The 14,127-nt window shown below is 72.3% G+C and carries 14 protein-coding genes; 10 read left to right on the plus strand and 4 right to left on the minus strand.

The genetic code is table 11. From position 1 onward, the window contains the following. Window positions 1-53: 53 nt before the first annotated feature. The gene (locus tag SJY07_RS21570; protein WP_380161499.1) at window positions 54-233 is read left to right on the plus strand and encodes a hypothetical protein; all 180 of its coding nucleotides are present in this window, start codon (window positions 54-56) and stop codon (window positions 231-233) included. A gap of 33 nt (window positions 234-266) precedes the next feature. Here SJY07_RS21570 and SJY07_RS21575 read toward each other — a convergent pair whose 3' ends face one another. Further along, a complete protein-coding gene (locus SJY07_RS21575; protein ID WP_328292155.1) occupies window positions 267-1,205 on the minus strand; it encodes a LacI family DNA-binding transcriptional regulator in 939 nt (312 codons plus the stop codon). Further along, window positions 1,202-3,241, minus strand: a complete 2,040-nt coding sequence (locus SJY07_RS21580) for an aldo/keto reductase (RefSeq protein ID WP_380161500.1) — start codon at window positions 3,239-3,241, stop codon at window positions 1,202-1,204. Before SJY07_RS21580 ends, SJY07_RS21575 begins: the two co-directional genes overlap by 4 nt. Before the next feature lie 90 nt (window positions 3,242-3,331). Here SJY07_RS21580 and ilvD point away from each other — a divergent pair, with 90 nt between their 5' ends. From ilvD to ilvC, 4 genes are all read left to right on the plus strand, one after another. Beyond that, a complete protein-coding gene (gene ilvD, locus SJY07_RS21585) occupies window positions 3,332-5,023 on the plus strand; it encodes a dihydroxy-acid dehydratase (protein ID WP_380161501.1) in 1,692 nt (563 codons plus the stop codon). Between the two features lie 392 nt (window positions 5,024-5,415). Then, on the plus strand, window positions 5,416-7,251 hold the full coding sequence (locus SJY07_RS21590; RefSeq protein ID WP_328292152.1) for an acetolactate synthase large subunit: 1,836 nt from the start codon (window positions 5,416-5,418) through the stop codon (window positions 7,249-7,251). Then, window positions 7,251-7,763, plus strand: a complete 513-nt coding sequence (gene ilvN, locus SJY07_RS21595; protein ID WP_328292151.1) for an acetolactate synthase small subunit — start codon at window positions 7,251-7,253, stop codon at window positions 7,761-7,763. The genes SJY07_RS21590 and ilvN overlap by 1 nt, the downstream gene beginning before the upstream one ends. A gap of 50 nt (window positions 7,764-7,813) precedes the next feature. Continuing rightward, on the plus strand, window positions 7,814-8,842 hold the full coding sequence (ilvC, locus tag SJY07_RS21600) for a ketol-acid reductoisomerase (protein WP_380161502.1): 1,029 nt from the start codon (window positions 7,814-7,816) through the stop codon (window positions 8,840-8,842). Between the two features lie 70 nt (window positions 8,843-8,912). Here ilvC and SJY07_RS21605 read toward each other — a convergent pair whose 3' ends face one another. After that, the gene (locus SJY07_RS21605; protein WP_380161503.1) at window positions 8,913-9,875 is read right to left on the minus strand and encodes an SGNH/GDSL hydrolase family protein; all 963 of its coding nucleotides are present in this window, start codon (window positions 9,873-9,875) and stop codon (window positions 8,913-8,915) included. Between the two features lie 141 nt (window positions 9,876-10,016). Here SJY07_RS21605 and SJY07_RS21610 point away from each other — a divergent pair, with 141 nt between their 5' ends. The 3 genes from SJY07_RS21610 to SJY07_RS21620 all read left to right on the plus strand — a co-directional run bounded on the left by SJY07_RS21610 (window position 10,017) and on the right by SJY07_RS21620 (window position 12,374). Continuing rightward, entirely contained in the window at window positions 10,017-10,250 is a 234-nt protein-coding gene (locus tag SJY07_RS21610; RefSeq protein WP_328292148.1) for a hypothetical protein, read from the plus strand. A 1-nt stretch (window position 10,251) separates the two neighbouring features. Further along, window positions 10,252-11,484, plus strand: coding sequence for a cupin domain-containing protein (locus SJY07_RS21615; RefSeq protein WP_380161504.1), 1,233 nt, complete (start codon window positions 10,252-10,254; stop codon window positions 11,482-11,484). Between the two features lie 83 nt (window positions 11,485-11,567). Then, entirely contained in the window at window positions 11,568-12,374 is an 807-nt protein-coding gene (locus tag SJY07_RS21620; protein ID WP_380161505.1) for a sucrase ferredoxin, read from the plus strand. 8 nt (window positions 12,375-12,382) lie between these two features. On the opposite strand, the gene SJY07_RS21625 is transcribed toward SJY07_RS21620, so the two are convergent. Further along, window positions 12,383-12,985 carry a flavodoxin family protein gene (locus tag SJY07_RS21625; RefSeq protein WP_328292145.1) on the minus strand — a complete coding sequence of 201 codons (603 nt, stop codon included), beginning with the start codon at window positions 12,983-12,985 and terminating at the stop codon, window positions 12,383-12,385. A gap of 122 nt (window positions 12,986-13,107) precedes the next feature. Between SJY07_RS21625 and SJY07_RS21630 the strand changes: the two genes are divergently transcribed. Continuing rightward, the gene (locus tag SJY07_RS21630) at window positions 13,108-13,716 is read left to right on the plus strand and encodes a hypothetical protein (RefSeq protein ID WP_380161506.1); all 609 of its coding nucleotides are present in this window, start codon (window positions 13,108-13,110) and stop codon (window positions 13,714-13,716) included. A 4-nt stretch (window positions 13,717-13,720) separates the two neighbouring features. Further along, window positions 13,721-14,104 (plus strand): DUF2256 and DUF3253 domain-containing protein, encoded by a 384-nt coding sequence (locus tag SJY07_RS21635; protein ID WP_328292143.1) that lies wholly within the window; start codon window positions 13,721-13,723, stop codon window positions 14,102-14,104. The last annotated feature ends 23 nt before the right edge of the window (window positions 14,105-14,127 follow it).

The following is a 14,127-nucleotide window of genomic DNA, read 5'->3' on the forward strand; positions in this document are numbered from 1 at the left end:
AGTCACCCGGGGTCCGCCCGGCCACCCGCAGGCGCCGGGGGAGATCCAGCACGGTGACGGACAAGCTCACGCTCATGCAGATCAGCCACATGTACGACGTCGACGTCGCCGCCCTGCACGCCATGGTCGGCCGTCGCGCCCTGCCCGAGCCCACCTGGTCCGACGGTCGTCTCGGCTGGAGCGCCGCGGACGTCCGCGCCTCGCTGCAGAAGCTGGGCCTGCAGCGCGCCTGACCCCACCTGCGACGCGGGTGCGCTGACGGGCGGTCAGGTGGAGTCGCGCGCCACGAAGCGGTGCGGCACGACGCGGACGGCTTCGCCCGGTCCGTTGCTCGATAGTTCCACGACGAGGTCCAGCGCGGCGTGCGCGACCTCGGCGAGGTCGATGACCAGCGTCGACAACCGGGGCGTGACGAACTCCCCGACGGCGAGCCCGTCGACCCCGACGACCCGCACGTCGCGGGGAACGTCGAGACCCGCGACGCGGAGTTCCTGCAGGACGCGGAACCCGTCGAGGTCGTTGAAGGCGACCACCGCGTCGGGTTCCCCGGCGGCCAGGTCGGTCCAGGGACTCAGGCGGTCGGCGACGACGGGTTCCACCCCGGCCGCGCGGAACGCGGCGACGAACGCGTCGCCGCGACGGGTGCGTCCGTGCGGGCCGAGACGGTCCAGCACCACGGGGCGCCGGGTCCCGCGGGCCAGCAGGTGCCCGACGGCCTCCGCCGAGGCCGTCGCGCGTTCGAACTCGACCCGCCCGTGGCGGGGGTGGAACCGCGGGGGGTCGATCTCCACCACGGGCAGGTTGGGTGCTCCCGTGACGGGGGTGTCGATGGCCAGACCGGTGAACCCGATGACGGCGTCCGCCCCGCCCGCGAGGTCGGCGATGCTGCCCTGCTCACCCATCACGACGTTCCAGCCCCGGTCGGCGGCGAGCCGCAGCACCGTGGAGGCGAGTTCGCCGTAGTAGGGGTTCGTGAGGTCGCCGACGAGGAGGCCCAGGGTGCGGGCCGCGGGTTTCACCAGACCCCGTCCGAACCGGGACGGGTGGTAGTTCAGTTCCCGGGCCGCGTCGAGAACCCGTTGCCGGGTGGCCGGGTTGATCCCCGGCATGTCGTGCAGCGCACGGGTGACCGTCTGCCGGGAGACCCCGGCGACGCGGGCCACGTCGACGATCGTCGTGGCCCGCGTCGTGTCCGGTGTTCTCACCCCTCCTGGAGGTCCAGCCAGGCCACCTGCTGCGCGTCGAGCTCGACCCCGAGCCCGGTCATCGAGGAACGGGCCTCGGCGATCGTGCGGGGACCGAACAGGGCGAACGTCGGGAACGACTGTGCCAGGACGAAGGCCAGCGCGATCGCCGTCGCGGGGACCCCGAGTTCGGCGCCGAGCTTCTCGGCCCGGGCCTTGCGCTCGAAGTTCGCGTCGCTGTAGTAGCAGCGCACGAGTTCCGCGTCGCTCCGGTCGTTCACGTCGGCGCGGGCGAAGAACCCGCGGGCCTGCGACGACCACGGCAGCAGGGCGATGTTCCGCTCGGTCAGCCACTTCTTCGACTCGGGGTCGGTGACGTGCAGGCACCCGGCCCACGGCACGTCGTAGGCCTCGGCGAGGCCGAAGTGGTTGGACAGCACCGTGAACGGCTGCTTGCCGTTCGCCGCGGCGTAGGCGTTCGCCTCGTCGACGCGGGCGGGCGACCAGTTCGAACCGCCGTAGGCGCTGATGCGACCGGCCTTGGCGTGCTCGTCGAGGACGTCGACGAACTCACCGACGGGGATGTCGAGGTTGTCCCGGTGCATCATGTAGACGTCGGCGTGGTCGTGGCCCTGCCGCTCGAAGGACTCGAACAACTGCCGGGTCAGCGACTCCGGGTCGTTGTGCGGGGTGTGGCAGCCCTTGACGATGACGTTGACCTCGGACCGGATGCCGCGGTTGGTCAGCCACGTGCCGAACAGCTTCTCGTACTTGCCCATCCCGTAGAGCCACGCGGTGTCGAAGGTGTTCCCGCCGGCCTCCACGAACGCGTCGAAGATGGCCGACGCGTGGGCGAGGTCCGGCTGGTTGTCGCACCCCATGACGAGGCGGGAGACGGGGCGTTCCAGTCCCTCGACCTTCCCGTACTTCATGGCCGTGGGTTCGCGGCGCTGCAGCGGGAGACCCGAGACGGTGGGGATGTTCGCGGTGTCGGTCTCGAAGGGGTAGCGCAGCCCGATCGCGTCCCGCCAGCGGTTCAGCACGGCCGAGACCGCGAGGGTGTCGTCGAGGGTGAACGCGGGGGTCTCGTCGGAGACGAGGGCCTGCGCCTCGCGGGCGTAGGCCTTGTTCTCGGGCAGTTCCGGGTCGAACTCGAAGGTCTCGGTCTCCTGGCCCGGCCGGGTCAGGACGACGCGGGTCTCGCCGCGGATCGTCCACGGGTCGGGGAGGTGGATCGTCCCGCCGGAGCCGTACACCGTGATCGTCTCGGGGTCGGAGAGCGCGACGCCCGTGCGCACGGACGCGGTGACACCACCCGCGAAGGTGATCGAGGCGACGGCCCACTCGTCGACGCCGGTCTCGCCCACGGTGCCCTGGGCGGAGAACCCGGTGACGGCCGCCGGCCGGCCGAGCGCGGCGCCCGCGACGAGGTGCGCGGCCGAGACGGGGTAGCCGCCGACGTCGAGGATCCCGCCGCCGGCGAGGTCGGCGTCGTAGAGGCGCCCGGTCTTCCCGCCGGTCGCGAAGGCGAAGCTCGCGTCGACGTGCTGGACGGTGCCGATCGCCCCGGACCGCACGAGGTCGAGGAGCGTCGCCGTCTGCGGGTGGTGGGCGTACATGTACGCCTCGAGGAAGTGCACGCCGCTGGCGCGGGCGGCGTCGACGATCGCCATGACCTGGCCGTTGTTGGGGGCGAGGGGCTTCTCGCAGAGCACGTGCTTGCCGGCGCGGACCGCGGCCAGGGCGAGCTGCGCGTGGGTGACGTGCACGGTGCTGACGTAGACGGCGTCGACGTCCTCGCGGGCCAGCACGGCGTCGTAGTCGCCGACGAAGGCGTCCGGGTTGAACTCCGCCGCGAAGGCCCGGGCGCGCTCGGCGCCGGCCGCGGTGGGGGAGGCACCGACGGCGACGAGTTCGTGGCCCGCCGCGGGGAGCTGGCCGGCGAAGCGCCGGGCGATGTTGCCCGGGCCGACGACGGCCCAGCGGGTGGGGGAGGTGGACGACACGGGAGGCGCTCCTTCGAGCCGGGGGGTGACGGTCGCATCGGGAACGGTCATCTCGTGAACGTTCACGACGTCGCCCACGGTAGCCATCCCGGTGGGGGCGGGTCAACGGGGGACCGTGAGCCGCGTGCCTAGACTCACCCCGTGACCGTCGACATCAAACCCCGCAGTCGCACCGTGACCGACGGCCTGGAGGCGACCGCTTCGCGCGGGATGCTGCGCGCCGTCGGGATGGGTGACGACGACTGGGTCAAACCCCAGATCGGGGTGGCCTCCAGCTGGAACGAGATCACCCCCTGCAACCTCCCCCTGGACCGCCTGGCCAAGGCCGTCAAGGACGGCGTGCACGCCGCCCAGGGTTACCCGTTGGAGTTCGGGACGATCTCCGTCTCCGACGGCATCTCGATGGGGCACGAGGGGATGCACTACTCCCTCGTCTCGCGCGAGGTCATCGCCGACTCCGTCGAGACCGTGATGAGCGCCGAGCGCCTCGACGGCTCCGTCCTGCTCGCCGGCTGCGACAAGTCGCTGCCCGGCATGCTGATGGCCGCCGCCCGCCTCGACCTCGCGAGCGTCTTCCTCTACGCCGGGACGATCCTGCCCGGCCGGGCGAAGCTCTCCGACGGCAGCGAGCACGAGGTCACCCTCATCGACGCCTTCGAGGCCGTCGGGGCGTGCGCCCGCGGGCTGATGTCGCGCGAGGACGTCGACACCATCGAACGCGCGATCTGCCCGGGTGAGGGTGCCTGCGGCGGGATGTACACCGCCAACACCATGGCCGCCGCGGCCGAGGCGCTCGGGATGTCGCTGCCCGGCAGCGCCGCCCCGCCCGCCACCGACCGTCGCCGCGACGGGTTCGCCCGCAAGTCCGGCGAGGCCGTCGTGAACCTGCTCTCGAAGGGGATCACCGCGCGCCAGATCCTCACCAAGGAGGCGTTCGAGAACGCCATCGCCGTCGTCATGGCCCTGGGCGGTTCCACCAACGCCGTCCTGCACCTGCTCGCGATCGCCTACGAGGCCGAGGTCGAGCTGACCCTGGACGACTTCGACCGGGTCGCGGCGAAGGTCCCGCACCTCGCCGACCTCAAGCCCTTCGGCCGCCACGTCATGGTCGACGTCGACCGCATCGGCGGCATCCCCGTCGTCATGCGCGCCCTGCTCGACGCCGGTCTGCTGCACGGTGAGTGCCTCACGGTCACGGGCAAGACGATGGCCGAGAACCTCGCCGACATCGCCCCGCCCGACGTCGACGGCGTCGTGCTCCGCGCCCTCGACAACCCGATCCACAAGACCGGCGGCATCACCATCCTCAAGGGGAACCTCGCCCCCCTCGGTGCCGTCGTGAAGAGCGCCGGGTTCGACTCCGACGTCTTCGAGGGCACCGCCCGCGTCTTCGAACGCGAACGCGCGGCGCTGGACGCGCTCGAGGACGGCACGATCTCGGCCGGCGACGTCGTGGTCATCCGCTACGAAGGCCCCAAGGGTGGCCCCGGGATGCGCGAGATGCTCGCCATCACCGGCGCGATCAAGGGCGCCGGCCTCGGCAAGGACGTCCTGCTGATGACCGACGGCCGCTTCTCCGGCGGGACCACCGGCCTCTGCGTCGGCCACGTGGCCCCCGAGGCCGTCGACGCCGGCCCCATCGCCTTCGTGCGCGACGGCGACCGGATCCGCCTCGACGTCGCGGGCAAGACCCTCGAGGTCCTGGTCTCCGACGAGGAGCTCGAGGCCCGTCGCGAGGGCTGGGAGCCGCTGCCCCCCGTCTTCAAGCGCGGGGTGCTGGCCAAGTACGCCAAGCAGGTCCAGTCCGCCTCCCTCGGCGCCGTCTGCCTCTGACCCCGGGGCGCGGCCGGGTGGGATCGTTGCCTCCGCCGTGACGTCCTGCGGGATCGTTGCCTCCACGAAGACGTCTAGTGACACCGTGGAGGCAACGATCCCCCCGCCGCGACCGCACGAGCCGGTAGACCGTCCAACTCGTGGACCACGTGTCCACGATGTGAGACGCGGTGACCCCGTGGCTGACATCTCCCCACGCAGGGGCTACCTTCGGCACATGCGGTTCCTCGTAGCCATCGGACAGCGCGCCGGCTGACCAGTTCGGCCGAGCGCGCGACCCCTCACACGCCTTCCCTGGCTGAGGGGTCTTTTTGCGTCCGGCGGACCGATCTGCCGGGCGTCCGGGACTGAACGACGACCGTGAACGGCACCGCCCGAGGAGGACACCAGAGATGCCAGAGCAGCTGCCACTGGACCCGAAGCTCCCCGTCGCCAAGCTCACCGGCGCGCAGAGCCTCATCCGTTCGCTCGAGGCGGTAGGGGTCGAGGTCGTCTTCGGTCTGCCCGGGGGCGCGATCCTGCCCGCCTACGACCCGCTGATGGACTCCCCGCACGTCCGGCACATCCTGGTCCGCCACGAGCAGGGCGCCGGCCACGCGGCCGAGGGGTACGCGGTCGCCACCGGCAAGGTCGGCGTCTGCATGGCGACCTCCGGTCCCGGGGCGACCAACCTCGTCACCCCGATCGCCGACGCGAACATGGATTCCGTCCCGATGGTCGCGATCACCGGGCAGGTCGCCGCCAAGGCCATCGGCACCGACGCGTTCCAGGAAGCCGACATCGCCGGCATCACCATCCCGATCACCAAGCACAACTACCTGGTGACCGATCCGGCCGACATCCCCCGCGTCATCGCCGAGGCCTTCCACCTCGCCGCCACCGGCCGGCCCGGCCCCGTCCTCGTCGACGTCGCCAAGTCCGCGCTGACCGCGACGACGTCCTTCGCCTGGCCCGAGACGATCGACCTGCCCGGCTACCGCCCGGTGACGCGGCCGCACGGCAAGCAGATCCGCGAGGCCGCCCGGCTCATCGCCGCGGCCGAGCGCCCCGTCCTCTACGTCGGCGGTGGTGTCATCAAGGCCGACGCCTCCGCGGAGCTCGCCGCGCTGGCCGACCTCACCGGCATCCCGGCGGTCACGACGCTGATGGCGCGCGGTGCACTGCCGGACTCGCACCCGAACAACCTGGGCATGCCCGGGATGCACGGGACGGTCGCGGCCGTGACGGCGCTGCAGAAGTCCGACCTGCTCATCACCCTCGGCGCGCGCTTCGACGACCGCGTCACCGGCGACCTGCCGAGCTTCGCCCCGCACGCCAAGGTCATCCACGCCGACATCGACCCGGCCGAGATCGGCAAGAACCGCGCCGTCGACGTCCCGATCGTGGGCGACGCCCGGCTCGTCATCGCCGAGCTCACCACGGCCGTGGCCGCCGAGTTCGAGAACGGGCGCGCCGACCTCACGGCCTGGACCGAACTCACCCAGTCCTGGAAGGCGACGTACCCGCTGGGCTACACCGAGTCCGACGACGGGACGTTGGCCCCCCAGCACGTCATCGCCCGGATCGGGGCCATCGCCGGTCCCGAGGCGATCTACGTCTCCGGGGTCGGGCAGCACCAGATGTGGTCGGCGCAGTTCGTCCAGTACGAGAACCCGCGCACGTGGCTGAACTCCGGCGGGCTGGGCACCATGGGCTACGCGGTCCCCGCGGCCATGGGCGCCAAGGTCGGCAAACCGGACACCGTGGTGTGGGCGATCGACGGCGACGGCTGCTTCCAGATGACCAACCAGGAACTGGCGACCTGCACCCTCAACGGCATCCCCGTGAAGGTCGCCATCATCAACAACTCCAGCCTGGGCATGGTCCGGCAGTGGCAGACGCTCTTCTACTCCGAGCGCTACTCCAACACCGACCTGAACTCCGGTGACCACCACGGCACCCACGCCGCGCCGGTCCCCGACTTCGTCAAGCTCGCCGAGGCCTACGGGTGCGTCGGGTTGCGCTGCGACAAGGCCGAGGACGTCGACGCGACCATCGAGAAGGCCATGGCGATCAACGACGTGCCCGTCGTCATCGACTTCCGCGTGCACCGCGACGCCATGGTCTGGCCGATGGTCGAGGCCGGTGTGAGCAACGACGCGATCCAGTACGCCCGCGGGGTGTCGCCCAAGTGGGACCGCGAGGAAGAGGGCGACAACGAGTCCGGCCCCGAGAAGGTGATCTCCTGATGTCCCAGCACACCCTGTCCGTCCTGGTCGAGAACCGACCCGGTGTCCTGATGCGCGTCACGTCGTTGTTCGCGCGCAGGAACTTCAACATCCACTCCCTCACGGTCGGACCGACCGAGCGCAGCGACATCTCCCGGATGACCATCGTCGTCGACGTGGAGTCGCAGCCGTTGGAGCAGGTGACGAAGCAGCTCAACAAGCTGATCAACGTCCTGAAGATCGTGGAGCTCGAGGACGGCGGTTCCGTCCAACGCGAACTGCTGCTCGTGAAGGTCCGCGCCGACGCCTCCGCCCGCGGGGAGGTGCTCGACACCGTGGCGCTGTTCCGCGCGCACGTCGTCGACGTCGCCCCCGACGCCGTGACCGTCGAGGCCACCGGGAGCCCGGACAAGCTGGCGGCGCTGCTGCGCGTGCTGGAACCCTTCGGCATCCGCGAGCTGGTCCAGTCCGGGTCGGTCGCCCTCGCCCGCGGTGGGCGCGCGATCTCCGACCGGGCGCTCCGCTCCGCCTGAACCCGAACACCCCCTGTACGACGAAGAAGATCCAGAGGAGAGAACCCCACGTGGCCGAGATGTTCTACGACGACGACGCCGACCTGTCCAAGATCACCGGGAAGAAGGTGGCGGTCCTGGGCTTCGGCAGCCAGGGCCACGCGCACGCGCTGTCGCTGCGCGACTCCGGCGTCGACGTCGTCGTCGGCCTCAAGGAGGGCTCGAAGAGCCGCGCCAAGGCGGAGGAGCAGGGCATGACCGTCCTGACCCCGTTCGAGGCCGCCAAGGCCGCTGACGTGATCATGGTCCTGGTGCCGGACCACCTGCAGCGCGGTCTCTACGCCGAGGCGATCGAGCCGAACCTCACCGCCGGCAAGGCGCTGTTCTTCAGCCACGGCTTCAACATCCGCTTCGGCTACATCAAGCCCCCGGCCGACGTCGACGTCGTCATGGTCGCCCCCAAGGGCCCGGGTCACCTCGTCCGTCGCGAGTACGTCGACGGCCGCGGCGTCCCCGTGATCGTCGCCGTCGAGCAGGACGCGACCGGTTCCGCGTGGGACCTCGGTCTCGCCTACGCCAAGGCGATCGGCGGCCTGCGCGCCGGCGGCATCAAGACCACGTTCACCGAGGAGACCGAGACCGACCTGTTCGGTGAGCAGGCCGTCCTCTGCGGTGGCATGTCCGCCCTCGTCCAGACCGGTTTCGAGGTCCTCACCGAGGCCGGCTACCAGCCCGAGGTCGCCTACTTCGAGTGCCTGCACGAGCTGAAGCTGATCGTCGACCTCATGTACGAGGGCGGCATCGCCAAGCAGCGCTGGTCCATCTCGGACACCGCCGAGTGGGGCGACTACGTCTCCGGCCCGCGCGTCATCGACGCCTCGGTCAAGGGCCGCATGCAGGACGTCCTCAAGGACATCCAGGACGGCACCTTCGCCCAGCGCTTCATCGACGACCAGGACGCCGGCGCGCCGGAGTTCAAGAAGCTGCGTGCCGCCGCCGAGCAGCACCCCATCGAGGCCACCGGCCGTGAGCTGCGCAAGCTCATGTCCTGGGTGAAGTCGGACGACTCCGACTACGTCGAGGGTTCCGCCGCCCGCTGACGCACCCCGTCGTCACGAGGGCCCCGCACCACGGTGGTGCGGGGCCCTCGTGCGTCCGGGGTGTCCCTGGTCAGCGTCCGGGACGCACGAAGCAGCGGATCTCCTGCAGGCGCGCGGCGATGGCCGCCTGTCCCGTGGCGCCGGGGTGGAAGCTGAGCACCGGGTCGCGCGGCACGATCGTGTTGATCCACGACGCCGCGGGGTCGGCCTCGCAGGAGGAGTGCCCGGTGAAGGGGCGCACCAGGTCCACGTACAAGCCCCCGACGGCGGCTGTCGCGGCCATCGCCGCCGCGTTGAGCTGCAGGGTCGCGTTGTTGATCGCTGTCCGGGCCGCGGGCTGGATGACGTCGCAGCGCGGGGACGCTGCGCCGGTGGGGAAGAGCAACGGGTAGCCCGTGACGACGAGGACGGCGTGCGGCGCCTTCGCGAGCACCGCGCGGTAGGTCTGCTCCAGCGGGGTGGTGTCCCCGGCGGGCGCCGTGGTCAGCGCCCGCAGGGCGGCCGCCGAACCCGCCAGCGCGGCCTGGCAGGAGGGTGCGCCGGGGACGGTCGCCACGGTGTTGCACGCCGTGGCGACGCTGCTGAACCCGGCGTCGTTGCCGCCGATGCTCAGGGTGACGGTCTTCGTGCGCGGCCCGAGGGCGTCGAGCTGCGAGCGTTCCCCCTTGAACCCCCGCACCAGGCTGACGGTGGTGGCGCCGCTGCACGACGCGTTGACGTAGGCCTTGGCGTCGCCGCGCAGCAGACCCGTCCCGAAGACGGTGTGACCGCTCAGCGCGGAGCGGTGGCAGCCGTCGGCACCGCTGTCGCCGTAGACGTCGCTGACCCACGGCGTCGTCCCGGCCGCGGGCGCGCCCTCACCGGAGGCGTAGGAGTCGCCGAGGGTGGCCACCTTCGCCCCCGCCGGGTTCAGCTTGGGCGGTGGTGGTCCCTGGGCCGCCGCGCTCCCGGCGCTGCCCACCACCAGCGCAGCCCCCACCACCGCCGCCGCGAGCGCGCTGGGAAACCTGGGAGAGATCCTGGACCTGGGCACGTGCGCCTCCGGCGGGCTCGTCGTCGAGTGGGTGGAGCAGGACGAGTCTGGCAGTCGGGCGCTCACCCCGCAGGCACATCGCGTCACGTCCCCGGGAGGCTCGGAGGTGCCCCGCCGGGAGGTGGGTGCCAGGGTGGGCCCATGAGCAACCTCAGCGACGACGACATCACGACGACGACCTCCGCCTCGACCCCCGGGGGCGACGCGGACTCCGGTGACAGCGACGCCACCCAGGTGGACCCCTCGGGTTCCGACCCGGCCGGGGTGGACCCCGACGGCGGCGAGGGCGGGGACTCCGACTCGGGCGACTCCGACTCCACCCAGGTCGACCCGAGCGGCAGCGACCCGGCGGGCAGTGACCCCGCGGGATCCTGACGTGACGAGCGCCGGTCCGGCGTTGCGACGGTGCTTCGGGGAGGCGGCGGACCGCGTCGCCGAGGAGCACTGGAACGCCGCTCCGCTGCTCGTCCGGGCCGCCGACCGCGCCGCCGAGGGCGGTCGCGGCTCCGTCCACGACCTGCTCGCCCCCGCCGACGTGGACGAACTCCTCGGCCCGCGGGCGCTGCGGACCCCGTTCTTCTCCCTGGTGAAGAACGGCGCGCCCTTGCCCCGCGCGAGCTACACCCGTCGCGCGGTGGCGGGCAACCAGCAGCTGTCCGACCTGCCGGACTCCGAGCGCATCGCCGCGGCCCACGCGGACGGGGCGACCATCGTCCTCCAGGCCCTGCACCGCACCTGGCCTGCGCTGCAGTCGTTCTGCTCCCAGCTCGCGGAGGACCTGGGGCACCAGTGCCAGGTCAACGTGTACGTGACCCCGCCGGGGGCGCAGGGTTTCAACCCTCACCACGACACCCACGACGTCGTGGTGCTCCAGGTGGACGGGCGCAAGCACTGGACGATCCACCCACCCGCGGTGGAACTCCCGCTGAAGTCCCAGCCTTCCACCCGACTCGGCCCGGACCCCGTCGGCGGGCGGCCCGCCGTCATCGACACCGTCCTGGAACCGGGCGATGCCCTGTACCTGCCTCGCGGCTGGCTGCACTCGGCGCGCACGACCGAGGACCGGTCCATCCACCTGACGATCGGGGTGCTCGCCACGACGTGGGCCGACGTCCTCACCGACGCGGTGACCTCCGCCGGCGCCGGGGACGTGGCGTTGCGTCGTGCGCTGCCGCTGCCCGGAGTGCCGACCCCGGAGGACGTCAAGGAGTTCCGTGCCGCCGCGCAGCGCTGGCTCGACACCCTCGACGAGGACGCGGTCGAACGCCTCGTCGCCCGGCGGCGGGCTGGTGCGGTGCCACCGGAACCGGTCGGGGTCCTCACCCAGGACGAGGCCGCCCGCACCCTGACCCCGGACCGTGCGGTGCGGGTCCGGCGCGGGGTGCGTCCCCGGTTGAGCGGCCCGGGCGAGACCGTGGACCTCGTCCTCCCGGACCGGCGGATCACCTTCCCCGGCTGGCTCCGTCCCGCCCTGGACCACGTCCTGACGGCGGGCCGCACGTCCGCGGGCGACCTCGCCGCGGTCGGCCTCGATGCCGACGACGCCCTGGTCGTCGTGCGTCGTCTGCTGCGCGAGAACGTCCTGCTCCCCGCAGGGGGTCCGGCCTGAGCACGGAGGCCATCGCCCGCCGGTTCTCGTGCGCCGCGGCGGCGGAGGAGCGGGGCGACGCCCTGCTCGGCACCGCCACCGCGGTGCGCGGCTACCTCCTGGTCGAGGAACCCGGGGCCTGGGGCGCCGGGGCCGTCCCGGCGTCCCGGCTCGGGCCGGTGGTGACCGACGCCCTCCGCGGGACCGCGCAGGAACGCGGTCTGAAGCTCCTGCTGATCCGGCGCCCCTCCGCGCGCGACCTCGACCCGGACGGTCCCCGTCGGCTCTTCCTCGTCGACGTCCGCCGCGGGCGGGCCCGCACCCTGACCCGGACGACCCCGCAGGCAGAGGTCGCCGAGGCGGCCGCCGCGACCGAGGGCTGGGAGCTTCACGACGAGCCGCTGCTCCTGGTCTGCACCCACGGTCGCAAGGACTGGTGCTGCGCGCTGCGGGGGCGCCCGGTCGTCGCGGCGCTCGCCGACCTCGACCCCGCTCCGGTGTGGGAGTGCTCCCACCTCGGCGGGGACCGCTTCGCCGCGACCGCGCTGTCGCTGCCGACGGGGGTCACGCACGGGCGGTTGTCCCCGGCGGACGCACCGGACCTGGTGGCGGCGCTGCGCACCGGTCGCGTCCTGCCGCACCGGTTGCGCGGTCGTTCCTGCGACCCCGGGGTGATCCAGGCCGCGGAGGCCCACGCCCGGCTGGAACTCGGGATCGACGTGCTCGAGGCGCTGCGCCCGCGAGCGGTCATTGACGAGGAGGAGGGCCGCTGGCGCGTCGACCTCGAGCACGAGGGGCGTCCGCTGCGGGTGCACCTGCGGGTGGGATCAGCTGCGGCGCACCGGTTGACGTGCTCCGCCCCCGACGACCGGCACGCCCGGACGTGGGAGCTGGAGCACATCGACCGGTGAACCCGGTCTCAGGCCGTGAGCTTCTTCGCGGTGGCGACGACGCGGGTCACGAGGTGGTCCAGCGCCGTGAACGTCACGTCGTCCAGCGGCCGGTCGCCCTGGCCGGCGACGTGGCCGACGCCGTAGGGGTTCCCGTCCACGAACTTCGAGGGGTCGGTGTACCCGGGCGGCACGATGATCCCGCCGAAGTGGTAGATCGTGTTGTAGAGCGCGAGCAGCGTCGACTCCTGACCGCCGTGCAGGGTCGAGGTCGAGGTGAACCCGGCGTAGACCTTGTCGGCGAGCTGACCCGCACCCCACTGGGCGCCGAGGGAGTCGATGAACACCTTGAGCTGCCCGGCGATGTTGCCGTAGCGGGTCGGGGAGCCGAAGAGGACCGCGTCGGCCCAGACGATGTCGTCCGCGGTGACCCCGGCGGCGCCCTTGGCCTCCTCGGCCTCGGCGGCCTGCTCGTCGGTGGCCGCCTTCTCCCCGCCGGTGGGGGTGCGTTCCACCTGCCGGAGCCGCACCTCGGCGCCGAGGGACTCGCCGGTCGCAGCGAGGCGTTCGGCCATGCCGCGCACCGTGCCGGTCGCGGAGTAGTAGACGATCGCGAGCTTGACGTCGCTCACCGGTAACCTCCAGGTAGTTGAAAGTACAACTTGCACCTTCCAACCTAGACCTGCCGCCGACGGAACGCACCACGGGCCGTGGCGCCTTGACGGCACGTGGGCGGGCTGGTGGTCTTCACCGCGTGTCCGGTGACTCCCGAGAGACCCGCTGGACCCTGGACCCGGACCCGTCCCGGGACGACCTGCACCGTCTCGTCGCCGAGCTGCGTCCGTCGGCGAGGGCGTACCTGCCGCGATCCGTCCCGCTGGCCCTGAACCGTCCCCTCGTCGATCTGTTCCCGTTCGTCCCCCCGCAGTTCGTCACCGCACGCCTGGGGCGTCTGTCGGTGCTGTTCCGCGACCTGCTGCCGGCCGGTGCGACGTGGATCCACGCCCTCGACGAGCCGGGTGGGCGGTGGCGCGTCCAGATCCTCGGGCTCGCCGACGGCATGGTTCCCGCCCGGACGTCGCTCGCCGGGTTCGTCCCCGCCGGTGGGGTCGTGGTGACCCTGCGCCAGGGCCACGACGTCGAGCCCTGGGAACCCGGCCTCGTCACCGACCCGGCCGACGGCGACCGGGTCACCCTCCTGGTCCGCGGCCTGCCGACGTTCGTCGCTCTGCCCGACGCCCGGACGACGTTCCTGGGGTGCCGGGCGGCCTTCCACGGGACGCCGGTGACCGTGACGGTGGAGAGCACGGCCTGGCCGGAGGTCCTCCTCCTGCAACTGCTGCACGCCACCGACCTACAGTGACCGGGTGAGCGGGAAGACGTTGCCGACGAAGGACTGCGTCGTCTGCGGTCGCACCATCACCTGGCGCAAGAAGTGGGAACGGGACTGGGATGAGGTCCGCTACTGCTCCGACGGCTGCCGGCGTCGGGCGAAGTCCTCCGCGTCCGCGGTCGACGCCGAGCTCGAGACCACCATGCGTGCGCTCCTCGCCGCCCGTGGACGGTCGAAGACGATCTGCCCCAGCGAGGTCGCCCGCGCCGTCGGCGGTGAGGGCTGGCAGGAGCTGATGGAACCCGCGCGCGCCGCCGCGCGCCGGCTCGTCGTCGCCGGGGAGGCGGAGATCACCCAGGGCGGGAAGGTCGTCGACCCCTCGACGGCGAAGGGGCCCATCAGGGTGCGCAAGACCTGAGCACGGGAACGGCGTAGGTTCGC

Source organism: Kineococcus sp. R86509 (genome assembly GCF_042466365.1).
Lineage (GTDB): Bacteria > Actinomycetota > Actinomycetes > Actinomycetales > Kineococcaceae > Kineococcus.

Coding starts and splice junctions, on each gene's coding strand:
- SJY07_RS21580 (WP_380161500.1), bottom strand. CDS start 3,241: ATGACCGTTCCCGATGCGACCGTCACCCCCCGGCTCGAAGGAGCGCCT.
- SJY07_RS21610 (WP_328292148.1), top strand. CDS start 10,017: ATGAGCAACCTCAGCGACGACGACATCACGACGACGACCTCCGCCTCG.
- ilvN (WP_328292151.1), top strand. CDS start 7,251: ATGTCCCAGCACACCCTGTCCGTCCTGGTCGAGAACCGACCCGGTGTC.
- SJY07_RS21590 (WP_328292152.1), top strand. CDS start 5,416: ATGCCAGAGCAGCTGCCACTGGACCCGAAGCTCCCCGTCGCCAAGCTC.